18 protein-coding genes are annotated in these 16,675 nt (G+C 59.1%); 8 read left to right on the top strand and 10 right to left on the bottom strand.

Features of this window, described 5'->3' with window-relative positions:
• Positions 1 to 178: 178 nt before the first annotated feature.
• From DI396_RS02625 to DI396_RS02610, 4 genes are all read left to right on the top strand, one after another.
• Positions 179 to 466 (top strand): co-chaperone GroES, encoded by a 288-nt coding sequence (locus DI396_RS02625; RefSeq protein WP_110794558.1) that lies wholly within the window; start codon positions 179 to 181, stop codon positions 464 to 466.
• Between the two features lie 42 nt (positions 467 to 508).
• On the top strand, positions 509 to 2,161 hold the full coding sequence (gene groL, locus DI396_RS02620; RefSeq protein WP_110794557.1) for a chaperonin GroEL: 1,653 nt from the start codon (positions 509 to 511) through the stop codon (positions 2,159 to 2,161).
• 246 nt (positions 2,162 to 2,407) lie between these two features.
• On the top strand, positions 2,408 to 2,914 hold the full coding sequence (locus tag DI396_RS02615; RefSeq protein WP_110794556.1) for a GNAT family N-acetyltransferase: 507 nt from the start codon (positions 2,408 to 2,410) through the stop codon (positions 2,912 to 2,914).
• A gap of 114 nt (positions 2,915 to 3,028) precedes the next feature.
• On the top strand, positions 3,029 to 4,162 hold the full coding sequence (locus DI396_RS02610; protein ID WP_110794555.1) for an alpha-D-ribose 1-methylphosphonate 5-triphosphate diphosphatase: 1,134 nt from the start codon (positions 3,029 to 3,031) through the stop codon (positions 4,160 to 4,162).
• Here the strand turns inward: DI396_RS02610 and DI396_RS02605 are convergent.
• From DI396_RS02605 to DI396_RS02595, 3 genes are all read right to left on the bottom strand, one after another.
• On the bottom strand, positions 4,152 to 5,255 hold the full coding sequence (locus DI396_RS02605) for a 5-(carboxyamino)imidazole ribonucleotide synthase (RefSeq protein WP_110794554.1): 1,104 nt from the start codon (positions 5,253 to 5,255) through the stop codon (positions 4,152 to 4,154). The two genes, DI396_RS02610 and DI396_RS02605, sit on opposite strands and share 11 nt — an antisense overlap.
• Positions 5,256 to 5,274: 19 nt before the next feature.
• Positions 5,275 to 5,763 carry a 5-(carboxyamino)imidazole ribonucleotide mutase gene (purE, locus tag DI396_RS02600; RefSeq protein ID WP_110794553.1) on the bottom strand — a complete coding sequence of 163 codons (489 nt, stop codon included), beginning with the start codon at positions 5,761 to 5,763 and terminating at the stop codon, positions 5,275 to 5,277.
• Between the two features lie 95 nt (positions 5,764 to 5,858).
• The gene (locus DI396_RS02595; protein ID WP_110794552.1) at positions 5,859 to 6,083 is read right to left on the bottom strand and encodes a YdcH family protein; all 225 of its coding nucleotides are present in this window, start codon (positions 6,081 to 6,083) and stop codon (positions 5,859 to 5,861) included.
• A gap of 193 nt (positions 6,084 to 6,276) precedes the next feature.
• Between DI396_RS02595 and DI396_RS02590 the strand changes: the two genes are divergently transcribed.
• The 3 genes from DI396_RS02590 to DI396_RS02580 all read left to right on the top strand — a co-directional run bounded on the left by DI396_RS02590 (position 6,277) and on the right by DI396_RS02580 (position 7,675).
• Positions 6,277 to 6,693, top strand: a complete 417-nt coding sequence (locus DI396_RS02590; RefSeq protein WP_110794551.1) for an Hsp20 family protein — start codon at positions 6,277 to 6,279, stop codon at positions 6,691 to 6,693.
• Between the two features lie 39 nt (positions 6,694 to 6,732).
• Positions 6,733 to 6,972, top strand: coding sequence for a DUF1150 family protein (locus DI396_RS02585; RefSeq protein ID WP_110794550.1), 240 nt, complete (start codon positions 6,733 to 6,735; stop codon positions 6,970 to 6,972).
• 175 nt (positions 6,973 to 7,147) lie between these two features.
• Positions 7,148 to 7,675: a cytochrome b gene (locus DI396_RS02580; RefSeq protein ID WP_110794549.1), complete on the top strand. Its 528-nt coding sequence runs from the start codon at positions 7,148 to 7,150 to the stop codon at positions 7,673 to 7,675.
• A 220-nt stretch (positions 7,676 to 7,895) separates the two neighbouring features.
• On the opposite strand, the gene DI396_RS02575 is transcribed toward DI396_RS02580, so the two are convergent.
• Both DI396_RS02575 and trxB read right to left on the bottom strand, forming a co-directional pair.
• Entirely contained in the window at positions 7,896 to 9,605 is a 1,710-nt protein-coding gene (locus tag DI396_RS02575; RefSeq protein WP_110794862.1) for a bifunctional sulfate adenylyltransferase/adenylylsulfate kinase, read from the bottom strand.
• Between the two features lie 500 nt (positions 9,606 to 10,105).
• Positions 10,106 to 11,050: a thioredoxin-disulfide reductase gene (gene trxB / locus DI396_RS02570; protein ID WP_110794548.1), complete on the bottom strand. Its 945-nt coding sequence runs from the start codon at positions 11,048 to 11,050 to the stop codon at positions 10,106 to 10,108.
• 258 nt (positions 11,051 to 11,308) lie between these two features.
• Between trxB and DI396_RS02565 the strand changes: the two genes are divergently transcribed.
• Entirely contained in the window at positions 11,309 to 11,809 is a 501-nt protein-coding gene (locus DI396_RS02565) for an Lrp/AsnC family transcriptional regulator (protein WP_110794861.1), read from the top strand.
• A 139-nt stretch (positions 11,810 to 11,948) separates the two neighbouring features.
• Here DI396_RS02565 and DI396_RS02560 read toward each other — a convergent pair whose 3' ends face one another.
• From DI396_RS02560 to lgt, 5 genes are all read right to left on the bottom strand, one after another.
• Complete coding sequence (locus DI396_RS02560) at positions 11,949 to 12,773, bottom strand: Hint domain-containing protein (protein ID WP_110794547.1); 825 nt, start codon at positions 12,771 to 12,773, stop codon at positions 11,949 to 11,951.
• 384 nt (positions 12,774 to 13,157) lie between these two features.
• Positions 13,158 to 13,301, bottom strand: coding sequence for a hypothetical protein (locus tag DI396_RS16555; protein ID WP_204362779.1), 144 nt, complete (start codon positions 13,299 to 13,301; stop codon positions 13,158 to 13,160).
• A gap of 511 nt (positions 13,302 to 13,812) precedes the next feature.
• Positions 13,813 to 14,568, bottom strand: coding sequence for a peptidoglycan editing factor PgeF (gene pgeF / locus DI396_RS02555; RefSeq protein ID WP_110794546.1), 756 nt, complete (start codon positions 14,566 to 14,568; stop codon positions 13,813 to 13,815).
• A complete protein-coding gene (locus tag DI396_RS02550; protein ID WP_110794545.1) occupies positions 14,565 to 15,689 on the bottom strand; it encodes a class I SAM-dependent methyltransferase in 1,125 nt (374 codons plus the stop codon). Before DI396_RS02550 ends, pgeF begins: the two co-directional genes overlap by 4 nt.
• Entirely contained in the window at positions 15,686 to 16,591 is a 906-nt protein-coding gene (lgt, locus tag DI396_RS02545) for a prolipoprotein diacylglyceryl transferase (protein ID WP_110794860.1), read from the bottom strand. Before lgt ends, DI396_RS02550 begins: the two co-directional genes overlap by 4 nt.
• Positions 16,592 to 16,675 lie beyond the last annotated feature (84 nt).

Below are 16,675 nucleotides of genomic sequence, written 5' to 3'. Positions count from 1 at the left end.
GATCAGGTCCTGCCGCATACGGTACAAAACGGCGGACAAATTTATTCACGCTTGGTTGTTGACTCGTCTTCGTCACCTGCCTAGCTATACGCCGTTATCACTCGCGATGGGTGAGTGATAAGACCCTTCCCACGGGGAGGGCCGAAATTGAAACTTTGAGTTCAAGGGAGCCTCGAAGATGGCCTTTACACCGCTGCACGACCGCGTGCTTGTCCGTCGCGTTGAAAGCGAAGAGAAAACCGCCGGCGGATTGATCATCCCCGATAGCGCCAAAGAAAAACCAGCCGAAGGCTTGGTTGTTTCGGTTGGCGCAGGCGCCAAAGATGACGACGGAGATCGCATCGCCATGGATGTCAAAGAAGGGGACAAAATCCTGTTTGGCAAATGGTCCGGCACCGAAGTTACGATCGACGGCGAAGAGCTGCTGATCATGAAAGAATCCGACATCATGGGCATTATCGCCTAAGTCGCGCCTCACAATAGTAATTCTAGTCAAGGAGAGACACACATGTCTGCCAAGGACGTCAAATTCGGCACAGATGCACGCAACCGCATGCTCAAAGGTGTCAACATTCTCGCGGATGCGGTCAAAGTAACCCTCGGCCCCAAAGGGCGTAACGTGGTTCTGGACAAATCCTTCGGCGCACCGCGCATCACCAAAGACGGTGTTTCGGTTGCCAAAGAGATCGAGCTTGAAGACAAGTTCGAAAACATGGGCGCGCAGATGGTCAAAGAAGTGGCTTCGCGCACCAATGACGAAGCCGGCGATGGTACCACCACCGCCACAGTTCTGGCCCAAGCCATCGTCAAAGAAGGCATGAAATCGGTTGCCGCTGGCATGAACCCGATGGACCTCAAGCGCGGTATCGATCTGGCGACACTGAAAGTCGTCGACGCGATCAAAGCAGCGGCCCGTCCGGTAAGCGACAGCGACGAAGTCGCCCAAGTCGGCACGATCTCGGCCAACGGCGAAGCGTCCATCGGCCGTCAAATCGCCGATGCGATGCAAAAAGTCGGCAACGAAGGCGTGATCACCGTCGAAGAGAACAAAGGCCTCGAAACCGAGACCACAGTTGTCGAAGGCATGCAGTTTGATCGCGGCTACCTGTCGCCTTACTTTGTCACCAACCCTGACAAAATGATCGCAGACCTCGAAGATTGCATGGTTCTGCTGCACGAGAAAAAACTCTCGTCGCTGCAGCCAATGGTTCCGCTGTTGGAGCAAGTCATCCAGTCGCAAAAACCGCTTCTCATCATTGCAGAAGACGTCGAAGGCGAAGCGCTGGCGACCCTCGTGGTCAACAAACTGCGCGGCGGCCTGAAAATCGCAGCGGTCAAAGCACCCGGTTTCGGCGATCGCCGCAAAGCCATGTTGCAAGACATCGCGATTTTGACCGGTGGTCAGGTGATCTCCGAAGATCTCGGCATGAAGCTCGAGTCGGTGACCATGGACATGCTGGGTTCGGCCAAGAAAATCACCATCACCAAAGACGAGACCACCATCGTTGACGGCGCTGGCGAAAAGGCAGAGATCGAAGCACGCGTGGCTCAGATCAACACCCAAATCGGCGAAACCACATCCGATTACGACCGTGAGAAACTGCAAGAACGTCTGGCGAAACTCGCTGGCGGTGTTGCCGTGATCAAGGTCGGCGGCATGACCGAAACCGAAGTCAAAGAACGCAAAGACCGCGTTGATGATGCTTTGAACGCGACCCGCGCGGCCGTGCAAGAAGGCGTGATCGTCGGTGGCGGCGTTGCTCTGGTTCAGGCTGGCAAGGCGCTCGAAGGCGTGACCGGCGAGAACTCCGATCAAGACGCAGGCATCTCCATCGTGCGCAAGGCGCTCGAAGCGCCTCTGCGCCAGATCGCGGAAAACGCTGGTGTTGACGGTGCGGTTGTTGCGGGCAAAGTCCGCGAGAGCACCGACCTGACCTTCGGTTTCAACGCTCAAACCGAAGAGTATGGCGACATGTTCTCCTTCGGCGTGATCGATCCGGCCAAAGTGACCCGCACCGCACTTGAAGACGCGGCGTCGATTGCTGGCCTCTTGATCACCACCGAAGCCATGATTGCGGATCTGCCCGTCAAAGATGGCGCAGGCGCAGCCGGCGGCATGCCCGATATGGGCGGCATGGGCGGCATGGGCGGCATGATGTAAGCCACTGCCATCTTGGCACATTTATAAGAAGGGCGGCTCTTGATTGGGCCGCCCTTTTTCTGTTCCTTAGGCGATCCTTAGGGGGTGGCCGCTGGATTTTCTCGCAGGCTCCGGATACGCCGCGCGGCGCATCATAGGGATGTAATTGCCATGATACCGTATAAATACCAATTGGGGACGTGTGACGGCTTGCCAGAACTCGCCTCTGGGGCGTATGCTGAAGATGTATTTAAAAAGGTATAGGTAATGGGATTGCACACCATCAATCGCGTCAATTTGCGCCCCGTCGAGGCCGACGACCAACTCGCCGTGTCGATACTTCTCGGTACGGTGTTCGACAGTCCTGACCCGGCACGCATGATTTCCAAGCTGCGCGAAAATCAGGAAGTCGCGCTTGAGATGCTCGGTCAGCAGGACGGCAAGGTTTACGGTTATATCGCCTTCACGCGCCATCCACGGCCGTCGGGGTGGTGGGGGTTGTCCTTGGTGGCGGTCTCGTCGGCGTACCAAAGCGCAGGTTTGGGCGGGAGATTGATCCGGAACGGGCTTGATGAAGCCCGCAAGTCGGGTGCACCTGCGGTCACCGTACAGGGTGACAAGGGCTACTACGAACGCTTCGGGTTTTCATCCCACGCGGCGCGTAATCTGCGGGTGTCACATGGGGCGGATATGACAATGATCTATCCTTTTGCTACGGGCACCTCCGGCTATCGCGGCACTTTGACCTTTCCGGCAGCCTATACCAGCTTTTAGCACGCAATCGCCGGATCGCTTGCAATGGGGCTTTGCCGCCGCGTGCAAATGCCGTAGATGACGCGCGTTATCTGCGCTCGACCAACGGGTGCACAGGGCCAAGCGAGGGGCGATATGCGGCTACATCTGACCGGTGCGGAAATATTGCAAGATGGCGTCTTGGCTCAAGGTCGGATCGGCGTTGATGCCGGAAAATTCACCGACGCCAGCGGTGGGAAAACCGTTGATTTGCGCGGTTTTCGCATCCTGCCGGGGATGATCGACATGCATGGCGACGGGTTCGAACGCCATATTGCGCCGCGCCGCGGGGCCATGCGCGACATGCGGGTGGGGGTTTTGTCGACCGAGGCGGAATTGGCCGCCAACGGATTTACCACCGCAGTTCTGGCGCAGTTTTATTCTTGGGAAGGTGGCATGCGCGGGCCGGAGGCGGCGGACCGCTTCTGTACGGCTTTGGCGGCCACACGCGGGACATGCGACACGGATCTTCGGTTGCAGCTGCGCTTCGAAGTGAATCTTTTGGATCACTACGCCGCTTTTGAAACCTTTGCGGATCAGGTGGGGTGCGATTACGTCGTGTTCAATGACCATCTGCCGCATGACAAACTCGCCGCTGGGAAACGCCCGCCACGACTTGTCGGCACGGCGTTGAAATCGGGACGAAATCCCGAGGTGCATTTGAAATTGATGCAAGACCTGCATGCCCGCCGCGATGAGGTGCCTGCCGCAATCGCGGGCCTCGCTGCGCGGCTCGCGGCCAAGGGATATCGTCTTGGCAGCCACGACGAGCGCACCGCCGAAGCCCGTACCACATGGCGCGATATGGGCGTGCGCATCGCCGAATTTCCCGAAACTTTTGAGGCCGCAGAGGCCGCGCGGGCAGGGGGGGACGGCGTGGTGTTGGGCGCGCCTAATGTGATGCGCGGCGGTTCGCATTCCGGCAATGTCAGTGCGGTTGATTTGATCCGCGACGGGCTGTGCGATGCGCTGGCTTCGGATTATCATTATCCTGCTGCGCGGGTCGCGGCGCTGCAACTGGCCGAAGAGATCGGATTGGCCAAAGCGTGGGATTTGGTCTCGGCTGGCCCTGCGCGGCTTTTGGGGCTCACGGATCGCGGGCGCATCGCCGCAGGATTGCGCGCCGACTTCGTGGTGATTGATCCCGAAACCGGCCGATTGGGAGCGACCTTTGCGCAGGGCCGCGCCACCTATATGAGCGGCGAGGTCGCGGCGCGATTTATCTCTTGATTTTAGTGGGTTGTGGCGGCACAACGCGGTTCACATGACCCATCTTGCGGCCGGCTTTCACCTCGGCCTTCCCATAAAGATGCAAGGCCGCATTGCTCTCACGCGCAATCGCTTCGACGCGGTTCATATCGTCTCCGATCAGGTTTTCCATCACCACATCCGAATGGCGCACCCCGTCGCCCAAAGGCCATCCGGCCACGGCGCGGATGTGCTGTTCGAACTGATCCACGGTGCATCCGTTTTGCGTCCAATGGCCGGAGTTGTGCACGCGCGGCGCAATTTCGTTGACGATCAACCCCTGCGGCGTGACGAAGAGTTCCACCCCCATAACTCCGACATAATCGAGCGCATTGAGGATATTGGCGGTGAGCAATACCGCATCCATCCGATGCGAGGCGGTCAATGTCGCGGGCACCGTAGTGGTGTGCAATATACCGTCAAGATGGACGTTTTCGCCGGGATCGAAACAGGCGACTTCCCCGTCCGCGCTGCGCGCGCCGATGACGGACACCTCGTGGGAAAAATCGACAAACCCTTCCAAAACCGAAGGCGCGCCAGCCATATCCGCCCAGGCCTGTGCTGCGTCTTCGGGGGATTGAAGTCGCGCTTGCCCCTTGCCATCATATCCAAAGCGGCGGGTTTTGAGGATCGACGGTGTGCCGGTGACTTGAAGGGCGGCCTCCAGATCGTCGGCGTTTTCCACATTGGCGTAGGGTGCAACCTTGAGGCCCAGTGAAGTCAGAAAATCCTTTTCGGTGATCCGGTCCTGCGAAATTCGCAAGGCCTCGCGGCTTGGGCGGATCACCCGCAATCCTTCGAGCATGTCGAGCGCCGATGTCGGAATGTTTTCAAACTCATAGGTGATCACATCGACCGCATCGGCAAAGCGTTTCAATGCATCGGCATCGTCGTAGTTGGCCTGTATATGCTGGTCGGCGACGTGAGATGCGGGGCAATCCGTGCCGGGATCGAACACGTAGGTTTTGAAGCCCAAACGCGACGCCGCCACAGAGAGCATCCGGCCCAGTTGCCCGCCACCCAAAATGCCAATCACCGCGCCAGTTTCCAGCGGAGCGTTTAAAGTCGGAGCCATATCTCGCTGCCTTTATGTCTTATTGATCAACGGGTTCGTCGGGGATCGATGCCGAAAGCGCCGCGCGCCATGCATCGAGCCGTTCGGCCAAATCCGGATCGGAGGTGGCCAAAATACCCGCCGCCATGAGGCCCGCATTGGCCGCGCCCGCAGCCCCGATCGCCATGGTCGCCACGGGGAACCCTTTTGGCATTTGAACAATGGAATAAAGGCTGTCGACACCGGAAAGCGCCCGCGTTTGCACGGGTACGCCAACCACCGGCACGCGGGTTTTCGATGCCATCATGCCAGGCAAATGCGCCGCACCGCCGGCACCGGCAATGATGACCTTTAATCCGCGGCCTGCGGCCTCTTTGCCATAGCGCCACAACCGGTCCGGCGTGCGATGCGCCGAAACGATTTTCGTCTCATAAGCGATGCCAAGGTCATCCAAAATATCGGCGGCCTCTTTCATCGTGGGCCAATCGGATTGGCTGCCCATGATAATGCCGACGTTGATCTCAGTCATGATCGCATCCTTTGCGGGTGGCGTTGCGGGTGGGGCGGAATTTGAAGCGCGCACTATAGCTGTGCGCCCAGCAGGCGCAACATCGTGCGCACGAGTCAGGCGATGATATCGGGGGTCAACCGGTCTTCGATCTGTGCAATCAAATCCTTGAGCCGCAATTTGCGTTTTTTTAAACGTTGTATCGTCAAAGCATCTGCCGTGCCGCGATCGGCCAGCGCCTGGATCGCCTCGTCCAAATCGCGGTGTTCGCGCTTGAAGACTTCCAGCTCCACTCGCAAAACCTCGTCGGTTTTCATCGAAATGTCGCTCTGCGCGTTCATTGGCATGATTCCATTATTCTGACATGAACTCTAACATACTGAAAATCCCGCGTTTCGCAAAGGTTTTGCGTCATGCCGGGGTTGCATGCGCCCTCTTGCACAGTCCGCACAGGCTTCCCATATTAGGGATGTAGCGGTTGCCGATGATCGGGACCGTAAACTGTGGACTGTCGCTTGATTTGAGGACGTGTCGATGACGAAACTGACTTTGGGAACGCACCCCTATCTTTTGGGGTTCGAACAATTGGAACGGCTTTTGGAGCGCAATGCCAAGATCGGCAATGAAGGCTATCCGCCGTTCAACATTGAACAAACATCGCAAAACTCTTACCGCATCACCCTGGCCGTGGCCGGTTTTGGTGAAGGTGATTTGTCGATCACCGTCGAGGACCGTCAGCTGGTCATACGCGGACGCCAAACCGACGATGGCGATGAGCGCGTCTTCTTGCATCGGGGCATTGCCGCGCGGCAATTCCAACGTAGCTTTGTTTTGGCCGATGGGGTCGAAGTTGGCGAAGCCGTGATGGAAAACGGGTTACTGCATGTCGATTTAAGCCGTGCCGAGCCGGAAACCATGGTGCAGGTGATCAATATCCGCAAGGGCGGTTAAACCCGCGCCCGCTATAGAAAAACGCGAAGGAGAGACGTGATGGATGCGAATTTTGATTTTGATAAACTGATGCAGGGCGGTTCTGACGCCGAGATCGTTTATGTGCGCTCGGTGAGAACCGCCGATTTGCCCGATGACGTGCGCCAACAGGTCGAAGGCCTAGATCAACTATATGCCGTCCACAAGGTTAGCGGTGAACGCTTGGCCTTGGTGGCGGACCGCAAATTGGCCTTTGTTTTGGCCCGCCAACATGACCTTGCGCCAGTGATGGTGCATTGATGTCAGGTTCCCCTGCGCGCATCTGATGTTGCGGGGGGGGGCGGCCTTGCGGCAAGGGCGCGGGGCATTCGCCAAGTGAGGCGCGCGAAATTTATCGCGCGCCTGTTTTATTTCCGACGGAATTTTGTTGGCCACGCGTTTAAGGGACATATGTTCACCAACAAAGGGTTGCGACATGTCCGTTTCCATCACCCCCACACAGGCCGCCAGCCGCTATTCGCGGCAGCAAATCGCACTGCATTGGGCCATCGCGCTGCTGTTCGCTTTCAATTATTTTGTCTCTGACGGCATGGGCCGCGCCCTGCGCAATTTTACTCAAACCGGCACCAACGACAGTCTTACCGCCAAGCTGCATATCATTGGCGGCATCACGGTGTTGGTATTAATGGTGCTGCGCGTGATCTTGCGCCTGCGATCCGGCGCACCGACGCCAGTGAAAAGCGGCCCTGCCTTTCTTGAACCAGCAGCGAAATGGGGACACCGCGCGATATATTTTGTGCTGTTTTTGCTACCGATCGCCGGTTTGGTTGCGTGGTTTGGCGGGGTGAAGCCCGCCGCCGAGGTGCATGAAGTCTTTGTGAAGGTGGCTGTTGTGCTCATTCTTGGCCATATTGCCGCCGCGCTCTATCACCAGTTTGTCCTAAAAGACAATTTGATGGCACGGATGCACCCCGGCAAAGGGGAGTCGTGCGGCTGCACCTGACGCAGGCGCGCGTAGGGTGCACACCATGGCAGTGAGGGTTTGGTCTCTTTGCGGCGGGTGTGCCTGACGATGTGCCGCCTCTTGATTGCCTCGGTCAGCTTAGGGGCAAATATCATCCAAAGTTGCCGCCGTTCCGACAGCGCTGGCAGATGGCCTCTCAAACGAAAACGCCCCCCGCGAGAGCAGCGAGGGGCGTCTTTTTGTCATTGTCCTAAAGGCGTTACTCGCCTGCGATCAGGCCCATTTGTTCGAGCTTCAAAATCACCTGATGAGCGCAATTGTCCACATCTACGTTCTCGGTTTCGACGCGGATTTCCGGGTTGGCGGGGACATCATAGGGGTCCGAGATTCCGGTGAATTCCTTGATTTTTCCCTCACGCGCGAGTTTATAAAGCCCCTTGCGGTCGCGCTTTTCGCATTCTTCGATCGAGGTGGCGACATGGACTTCGATAAAGGCGCCGAACTCTTCGATATCCTCACGCACGGCGCGGCGGGTTGTGGCATAGGGCGCGATTGGCGCGCAAATGGCGATGCCGCCGTTTTTGGTGATTTCCGAGGCGACATAGCCGATGCGGCGAATGTTGAGATCGCGGTGTTCTTTCGAGAACCCCAATTCCGACGACAGGTTTTTCCGCACGATGTCACCATCCAAAAGCGTGACCGGACGGCCGCCCATTTCCATCAGTTTGACCATCAAAGCATTGGCAATGGTGGATTTTCCCGAACCGGAGAAACCGGTGAAGAAAACCGTGAAGCCTTGCTTGGACCGCGGCGGTTTGGTGCGGCGCAATTCCTTGACCACCTCGGGGAATGAGAACCATTCGGGGATGTCGAGGCCTTCGGCCAAACGGCGGCGCAGTTCGGTACCGGAGATATTGAGAACCTTGGTGCCTTCTTCGATTTCGTCGGCGGGCTCGTATTGTGCGCGGTCTTCGACCCAAACCATATGTTTGAAGTCGACCATTTCGATGCCCATTTCCTCTTGATGCTCGCGGAACAGGTCCTGCGCATCATAGGGGCCATAGAAATCTTCACCGGCGGAGTTTTTGCCGGGGCCGGCGTGGTCGCGGCCCACGATGAAATGGGTGCAGCCATAGTTGGCGCGGATCAGCCCGTGCCAAACGGCTTCGCGCGGACCGGCCATGCGCATCGCCAGAGGCAACAACGACATGGTCGTGGTCGAGGCCGGATACTTATCCAAAACTGCCTCATAGCACCGAACGCGGGTGAAGTGGTCCACATCGCCCGGTTTTGTCATGCCGACAACCGGGTGAATGAGCAGGTTGGCCTGCGCTTCTTTGGCGGCGCGGAAGGTCAACTCCTGATGCGCGCGGTGCAGCGGGTTGCGGGTCTGGAAGGCCACAATGCGGCGCCAACCGAGTTTGCGGAAATAGGCACGCAATTCATTGGGCGTGTCGCGACGGGCGCGGAAATCGTAATGCACCGGTTGCTGAATGCCGGTGACGGGTCCGCCAAGATACACTTTGCCCGCGTGGTTGTGCAGGTAGTTCACAGCAGGGTGCGCATCGTCGTCGGCGCCAAAAACTTTTTCGGCTTCGCGCGCTTTGTTCGGCACCCAATTATCGGTGACGGTCATGGTTGCGAGGATTACGCCCTCTTGGTCGCGCAGGGCAATATCTTGGCCCGCTTCAATCGAGGCGGCAAAATCTTCGCTGACGTCGAGATTGATCGGCATCGGCCACAGGCCGCCATCTGCGAGGCGCATATTTTCGACAACGCCGTCATAGTCTTCTTCGCTGAGAAAGCCTTTGAGCGGGTTGAAGCCGCCATTCATCAACAGCTCTAGGTCGCAAATCTGACGGGGTGTCAGATCCCAACTGACCAAATCGGCCGCTTCGACCTTGAGTTTTTGGGCGCTCTCATAAGAAACATAAAGCTCGGGGACCGGGTTCAAAGGGGCATTTTGCATGTAATCGACTCGCGTGGCAAAGCTTCGGAATGCGGCGGGTAGGCGGCGCCGCGGATATGCGCCGCTTTGCAGGGTTTTGACGTCAAATTCAAGTCGCGCAGCAAGGAACGGCCATATTAGGTGCGAAAATGCCGCGGTGCGGCGTTGGCGGTGGAGGATTTCCTGAATAATCGCGCCGCAATGGAATGATTGTCGCCAAAACGGCTGCCGGACAGAATCGGTCGGGTGGGCGAGGCACCGGTTCTTTAGACGCCGCCGGGTTGAAACCGGGGCATCGCGCGGCGCAAGCAAAACAACACGGCCGGGAGACGGTGAAGAAAGCGCCTGAAAGGGCGGCCTCACCGCACCGGCACCGGGCGCTTAGGGGCACCGGTTTTGACGGAGGCCATTCCGCAGTGATCGCGCAAATGCGAGGCCTGCAAATCGTAAAGCCGCCCGCAATATCTGCCGGGCGGCTTTTTGAGTTCGGATGTGCCGGATCGCGGCAAATTTCGAGCGGATCAGCCGTCTTGTTCGGCCAAAAACCGTTCGGCATCCAGAGCGGCCATGCACCCCATGCCGGCCGAGGTCACGGCCTGACGGTATTTATGATCGGTCAAGTCGCCCGCCGCGAAAACGCCCGGAATCGAGGTTTCGGTGGTGCCAGGGTTGACCTTCACATAGCCGCCGTTGTGCAATTCAAGCACATCTTTGACCAATTCGCTGGCGGGGGCATGGCCGATGGCGACAAAGACGCCCTTGCACGGGATTTCCGTGATCTCGCCGGTTTTCACATGTTTGACGCGCACGGCCTCGACGCCCTTGGGGTTATCGGTGCCGACGACTTCTTCAAGCTCATGAAACCAAAGCGGTTCGATCTTGGGGTTTTTCAAAAGACGCTCTTCGAGGATCTTCTCGCTGCGCAATGCGTCGCGGCGGTGGATCAACGTGACTTTCGACGCGAAATTGGTCAAGAACAGCGCCTCTTCCACGGCGGTGTTGCCGCCGCCGATGACCACGATTTCCTGCCCGCGATAGAAGAACCCGTCACAGGTCGCGCAGGCCGATACGCCAAATCCTTTGAAGGCCTCTTCCGAGGGCAGGCCAAGCCATTTGGCCCGCGCGCCGGTCGCCAAAATCACCGCATCGGCGGTATAGGTGGCACCGCTGTCGCCCTTGGCGGTGAAGGGGCGTTTGGAAAGATCGAGATCGGAAATGATATCGCCGATGATTTCGCATCCCATTTCGCGGGCATGGCTTTCCATTCGCACCATCAAATCGGGGCCTTGCACTTCGGTGTCACCGGGCCAGTTTTCAACCTCGGTGGTGGTGGTCAATTGACCGCCCGGCTCGATGCCTTGGACCAAAAGCGGCGACAACATGGCGCGGCTGGCATAGACCCCGGCGGTATATCCCGCAGGGCCGGAGCCAATGATGAGAACCTTGGTGTGACGTGTCTCGGCCATGATGAGTCTCCTTGGCGGCAAATAACGCGGGCAATTTCAGACGCAGTCAGCCAGGGAGCGGAATCCCCATGCGTCTGAGCCATGTGATATAGACACACAGATGGGGGCCGGAAACCCCAAGTGGCTAAGATTATCATCGCAACCGGCTCTATGTCGTCGCGGCAGACAACATGGCAACGATATTGCGCTTGTGCGAAAGATTATTGCGCGCGCCTGCGGCAGTGCTATAACAAACGCAAATTCGTAATGAGGTTTTTGATGTCCGCAACGCGCCTTGATCCCATCGACCGCAAGATTTTGGCAGAGCTACAGGCCGATGGACGTATGACCAACGTAGAATTGGCCAAACGGGTTGGCATCTCTGCGCCGCCTTGCCTGCGCCGTGTGCGCACCTTGGAAGAGGCGGGATATATTCGCGGGTATCACGCCGAAGTAGATGCGCGTGAATTGGGTTTCGAAGTGCAGGTCTTCGCCATGGTCGGTTTGCAAAGCCAGGCCGAAAGCGATCTGTCCGCTTTTGAGGCGCGCTGCCGTGAATGGCCCTTGGTGCGCGAGTGCCATATGCTGAACGGCGAGGTGGATTTTATCCTCAAATGCGTGGCGCCGGATTTATCGTCCTTCCAAACCTTCCTGACTGCGGAACTGTTGACCTCTCCGAATGTCGGCTCTGTGAAAACCTCTTTGGTTATTCGCGGCACCAAGGACGAACCGGGTGTTCCGTTTGATGTGCTTGAAAACCGGCTCAGGCAACAGGCCTGAACCCCACGCTCCACAGGGCGGGATGGCCAAATTGCTGCTGCTTCGGCGCGCCGGTCCCTTTCTTGATCGCCAGATATGAAAAACGCGCCGGCCATTTGGACCGGCGCGTTTTGCCTTGGAGGGCGGCGAAACGAGAGTGTCAGGCGACGTGGCTGCGGGCGGCACCCGGATCGTCAGTTGCCACGCGCGCGCGGCACAGCGGCCCGAAATCGGACGGCGCATCGATATGAGGGAATAACGACAGGAACAAGGTCAGCATATGTTGCCCCATGATCCGTTCAATGCCTTGTCCGGGGTGAAAGCTTTCGAACTCCAATCCCGAGGCTTTGATCGTCGCATGCTGCGGCAAACACAGGTGATAGACCGTGACCGGCGCGGGCGGGGTCACCTCAAAGACGCTCATCCCGTCGACCGCATTGCGGATCGGGGCAAAGACAGGACCGGCCGAGGCCAGATCACGCAAATGCGTGGGGCGTTGCAAAATCCGCGCGCCGGGGCCTGCAACGACGTCGGTCATCGGGCGATGCACACCGAAGCTGCCCGCCATGATCCGCGTCAGGCGGGCCAGCGCCGGATCGCTGATCGGTGCGCCGGGAACGATCTGCATCGAGCCGATCCATTGCACGGGCTGCGGCCCTTGTTCGATGGTGTCGATCATATCACCGGGGCATAGATCCTCTATCGCGCGCGGACCTTGCGCGGTGTCCAGCGCGGTGCCGCGGGCAAAGGCCGAGAAAGCCGCCTCGAAAAAGGCATCGGCCGGAGCCATATGAAAGGAGGTCTGAAGGTCGCCGCCTTCGTCCATCGAGAGCACGTTGTATTTGCGCATCAAGGGCACTTTGCGCGCGGGGCGCAGGTCGGGGCGGCCGGATTGTCGGGGGCTCGTAGATGTGGCGCGGCCCGCGTTCGTATCGGCAAGCGTCGCATTTTGCCCTCGCAAATGAGCAAGTATAGGGGCGGTCATGTGTCATACCTTTCTACAGGTTTGTCACATCTATGTCGGCCCCCACCGACAACAAAAGAAGGACTGGTTATTCACAGCACAAGCCGGTTGTGCATGACTAACTTCCCTTGGGGAAAGGGGGCTGTCAAAACTTTCGCAAATTTGATGCGAAAGCGCTATCAATCTTGTCGATCGGATGGGGTTTGTTTCCGTGGGGCGCACGAAATTGCCGCATTTGTCGCCGAATCGCGTTGCCGGCGGGGCGGCCAATTTGGTGAAGCGGCGGACAAACGGCGTCCTCAGGTCAAGATGGACCCTTGGCGGGGAAGAGGGCGCGCGCCCTGCAGATCGGCCCGCATCGGATCCTGCTGGATCTCGTGGGGCCGCCTGCAATCTGGGGTGCTATCAGGCGCGCTTGACCTTATCGGGTGTCGCGCTGCGGCGCGCGATCATTGCCGCGCGGGCCTTACCGCGCGCCCATGGTAGGGCAGGCATCTCCGATTTGGAGGTCTCGACCACGGATTTGATAAACCGGCTTTGCTTCTTCATCTCTGCTCTCCTAAGCGCCTATTGCGGCGCGATGTGGGCTTTGCATCATTTCATGTGCAAAGTTGTATGCGCTATGCCTCTATTCTCGCCTTTCAATGCGGCCCCAGTTGGGCGCAAAGGGTGTTTTTTGAATTTCAGGGCAACGCGGTGCGCCACAATTCATGTCCGCCTGCCAACCACCCAAGGGGCGGGCGTTGTGGTTAAGGAAATCGAGGGTTTTTGCCCCGGATGGGCGGCAATCGCGGCGCTTTGGCCTGATTGTTCACAAATGCGGGCGTAATCAGGCGCATATCAAAGCCTGAATTTTGCCAGATTTCGATGCGGCGGCGGTCCACCGCAGGCTTCGGGCCGCTGCTGGAGGCGGACTCAAAAGCTGCGCAATCTTGAAGGTAGGGCGAACCTCTTGCTGTCGCTCTGCCTTGGTCGATCTGTTTGCCGGAGCTAAAGCGTAGATGTCGATCGGCCTACCTGTGCGCGATGTGGTGCACTCCAGACGCATTTTCACTCGCAGCTATAGCCGGATTGCAGAGATCAGGCGGCCATAATCGGCCTCGCCTGCATGGGTGGTGCGGCGATAGGAATAGAATCGCGCAGGGTCATGATAGGTGCAATGACGAATCCATTCCGCATGCCCGACCCCTGCGGCACGCAGCCGGTGCAGCCCGAAGGCGGGCAGATCAAATTGCATCCGGTCACCGGTACCTCCGGCAAAAAAACGACTGTTGTCGGGATCGTCGGCGATAAAATCTTCAAAGAACTCCGGTCCAACCTCATAGGCGCGTTGCGAAATCGTTGGCCCAATCACGGCGGTAATGTTTTCACGGGTCGCGCCAAGGCCGGTCATAGCATCGAGAGTGGCCTCCAAGACCCCCTCCATCGCACCGCGCCATCCGGCATGGGCCGCGCCAATCACCCCTGCGTCAGGATCGGCGAACAACACCGGTTGGCAATCGGCCGTCAGGATCGACAAGGCAATTCCGGGCCTATCGGTCACCAGAGCGTCGGCTTTGGTATGCGCGGTGTCCGGCCCGTCAACGACGACGACATCGGCGGAATGCACTTGATGCACACCGGTCAACAGATCCGGTGCGACCTGCATTGCCTCGGCCACGCGGGCGCGGTTGATAGCGACGATTTCGGCTTGATCCGTGGAACCGTTGCCGCAATTCAGCCCTTCGAAGATCCCCGACGAGGCACCGCCCCGACGGGTGAAAAACCCGTGGCGCAGCGGCGCGAGGCTGTCAGCGGTAAGAATCTCGAGGCTCATGCGGCCGGTCCATTTTCTGTTAACCCGTCAGGCGCCAGCGCTGGTTCAAGCCCTGCGGGCATCGGCGCGCCATGGGGGGCGAAGGCAATCACTTTGAACAGAGTCCCCATTTCCTCGGGATGGGTCAAGCGCCGATGTGCCGCGATATGCGCCTCCAGTGCCGCGCCGCCGAGCTTGGCCGCCAAAGCCTGCGCCCGCGCGGTGATGCCCAGCCGTTCCAAAAAGACCCCCTGCGGGGTCAGTAGGCTATGGGCGCTGGGCGTGGAAGAGGCGAGGGTTTCGAAATCCACATGCGCGGTCAGATCCGCAGCGCCCGGAGCCGCAAAAGGATCGGTGGGCGCGTGATCTTCGACCGCTTGGAACGTGTCGCCAAGGCTGCGCCAATCGCCATAATCGACGATCAGAGCCACGCCGCCATGGGTTTCAATCTGTGCGCCGATGCGGGCGGCGATGGGGGCGGCTGCGGGGCAAATCTCGACGATGTCGCCGGCGGACGTGTCGGCCATGCGCGGCGCCAGAGCCTCCTGCGTAGCGGGGGCCGTGCGGCCCAGCGTCAGGGTGTTGCCGTGCAACCCGACGCGGCGTTCGGACCATCCGTTCGGGTCACGCTCGAATTGACGGATGGGCAGGGCGTCGAAAAACTCGTTGGCGACAAAGTACAGCGGCGCATTTTCGGGCAGCTCTTGGATTTGCGCGTGCCATGTCACCTGTTCCGCGCGGTATCCCGCTTGGGTCAGGGTCTCGCCTTGCACCGCGCGCAGGGCGGCGGAGGTTTCGATCAAATGCACTTCTGCGGCCTTGCCAAACTCCGGCACAGCGCGGGCGGCGCGCAAGATATCAGCCATCAAGGTGCCGCGCCCCGGCCCGGCTTCGGCCAAAATGATGCGCGCGGGCGCGCCTTGGTCAAGCCATGCTTGCGCCAGACAAAGCCCGATCATTTCGCCAAACATCTGGCTGATTTCCGGCGCGGTAATGAAGTCACCGGTCGCGCCAAACGGGTCGCGGGTGGCGTAATACCCATGCACCGGATGCATCAGGCAATCGGCCATGTAATCGGCAAGGCTGATCGGGCCGTCGGCTTCGATCCGGGCTTTGATCAAGTCGGCCAGCGCTGTGCTCATGATGCCGGCGTCCCCGCCGCGCGGCGCCGCGCATAGCCGATTAACAACAGTCCGGCGACAATCATCGGCAGCGATAGCAGCTGTCCCATCGAAAACCCGATCGTGTCGGTCATCCGGATCACATGACCCATCGGATTGTCCAGCGAGATGAATTGATCATCGGCTTGGCGGAAAAACTCGACGATAAACCGGGCGATCCCATAACCGGCGACAAAGGTCCCGATGCTCTGCCCCGGAATTTTCAACGCCCCGCGCCGGAACGCGAGATAGAGCACAGCCGCGCCAAGGATCAGCCCTTCGAGCAGCGCTTCGTATATCTGTGAGGGATGGCGCGCGCACAGGCCGACAAGGTCGCCGCATTCTTGCGCCGAGGCGCCGGGAAAGATCACCCCCCACGGCAGGTCGGTCGGGCGGCCCCAGAGTTCGGCATTGATGAAATTGGCGATCCGGCCCAGTAAAAGCCCCGCAGGCGCAGCCAGCGCAAGCGTATCCCCAAGCGAAAGCACCGAAATTTTATGGCGGCGCGCAAACAGCGCGGCGGCGATAGCGACGCCGAGAAAACCGCCATGAAAGGACATGCCCCCTTGCCAGACCATCGGGATTTCAACCGGATGTGTCAGATAATAGGCGGGTTTGTAAAACAGCACAAATCCAAGCCGTCCGCCAAGGATCACCCCGAAAATCACCCACGTGAGCAATTCCTCGACATCGGCTTTGGTCATCGGCGCATGCCCGCTGCGCCATAGATCGGCGCGGCTGACCGCCGCGATCACGATGCGCCAGCCAAGCAAAATGCCGACGATATAGGCCAGCGCATACCAGCGCAGTGAAAAGCTGTATCCGCCGAGCGGCAGGGTGAAAATCTCGGGCGAGATGTCGGGGAAGGGGATGGCTGCAAACATGGGCACATCTGGAGCCAAGCGGGCAGGGGCGTCAACCGGATTTTGCCGCAACCGGCTTTGCCACAAGGGCAGGACAGGCGCGCG

It is taken from the genome of Litorivita pollutaquae, from assembly GCF_003205515.1.
Taxonomy (GTDB): domain Bacteria; phylum Pseudomonadota; class Alphaproteobacteria; order Rhodobacterales; family Rhodobacteraceae; genus Litorivita; species Litorivita pollutaquae.
This window is presented reverse-complemented; position numbering and strand designations above follow the sequence as displayed.

Bases quoted from the DNA above. Each gene is read 5' to 3' on its own strand.
- DI396_RS02625 (WP_110794558.1), top strand. From the start codon at position 179: ATGGCCTTTACACCGCTGCACGACCGCGTGCTTGTCCGTCGCGTTGAA.
- groL (WP_110794557.1), top strand. From the start codon at position 509: ATGTCTGCCAAGGACGTCAAATTCGGCACAGATGCACGCAACCGCATG.
- DI396_RS02615 (WP_110794556.1), top strand. From the start codon at position 2,408: ATGGGATTGCACACCATCAATCGCGTCAATTTGCGCCCCGTCGAGGCC.
- DI396_RS02610 (WP_110794555.1), top strand. From the start codon at position 3,029: ATGCGGCTACATCTGACCGGTGCGGAAATATTGCAAGATGGCGTCTTG.
- DI396_RS02605 (WP_110794554.1), bottom strand. From the start codon at position 5,255: ATGGCTCCGACTTTAAACGCTCCGCTGGAAACTGGCGCGGTGATTGGC.
- purE (WP_110794553.1), bottom strand. From the start codon at position 5,763: ATGACTGAGATCAACGTCGGCATTATCATGGGCAGCCAATCCGATTGG.
- DI396_RS02595 (WP_110794552.1), bottom strand. From the start codon at position 6,083: ATGAACGCGCAGAGCGACATTTCGATGAAAACCGACGAGGTTTTGCGA.
- DI396_RS02590 (WP_110794551.1), top strand. From the start codon at position 6,277: ATGACGAAACTGACTTTGGGAACGCACCCCTATCTTTTGGGGTTCGAA.
- DI396_RS02585 (WP_110794550.1), top strand. From the start codon at position 6,733: ATGGATGCGAATTTTGATTTTGATAAACTGATGCAGGGCGGTTCTGAC.
- DI396_RS02580 (WP_110794549.1), top strand. From the start codon at position 7,148: ATGTCCGTTTCCATCACCCCCACACAGGCCGCCAGCCGCTATTCGCGG.
- DI396_RS02575 (WP_110794862.1), bottom strand. From the start codon at position 9,605: ATGCAAAATGCCCCTTTGAACCCGGTCCCCGAGCTTTATGTTTCTTAT.
- trxB (WP_110794548.1), bottom strand. From the start codon at position 11,050: ATGGCCGAGACACGTCACACCAAGGTTCTCATCATTGGCTCCGGCCCT.
- DI396_RS02565 (WP_110794861.1), top strand. From the start codon at position 11,309: ATGTCCGCAACGCGCCTTGATCCCATCGACCGCAAGATTTTGGCAGAG.
- DI396_RS02560 (WP_110794547.1), bottom strand. From the start codon at position 12,773: ATGACCGCCCCTATACTTGCTCATTTGCGAGGGCAAAATGCGACGCTT.
- DI396_RS16555 (WP_204362779.1), bottom strand. From the start codon at position 13,301: ATGAAGAAGCAAAGCCGGTTTATCAAATCCGTGGTCGAGACCTCCAAA.
- pgeF (WP_110794546.1), bottom strand. From the start codon at position 14,568: ATGAGCCTCGAGATTCTTACCGCTGACAGCCTCGCGCCGCTGCGCCAC.
- DI396_RS02550 (WP_110794545.1), bottom strand. From the start codon at position 15,689: ATGAGCACAGCGCTGGCCGACTTGATCAAAGCCCGGATCGAAGCCGAC.
- lgt (WP_110794860.1), bottom strand. From the start codon at position 16,591: ATGTTTGCAGCCATCCCCTTCCCCGACATCTCGCCCGAGATTTTCACC.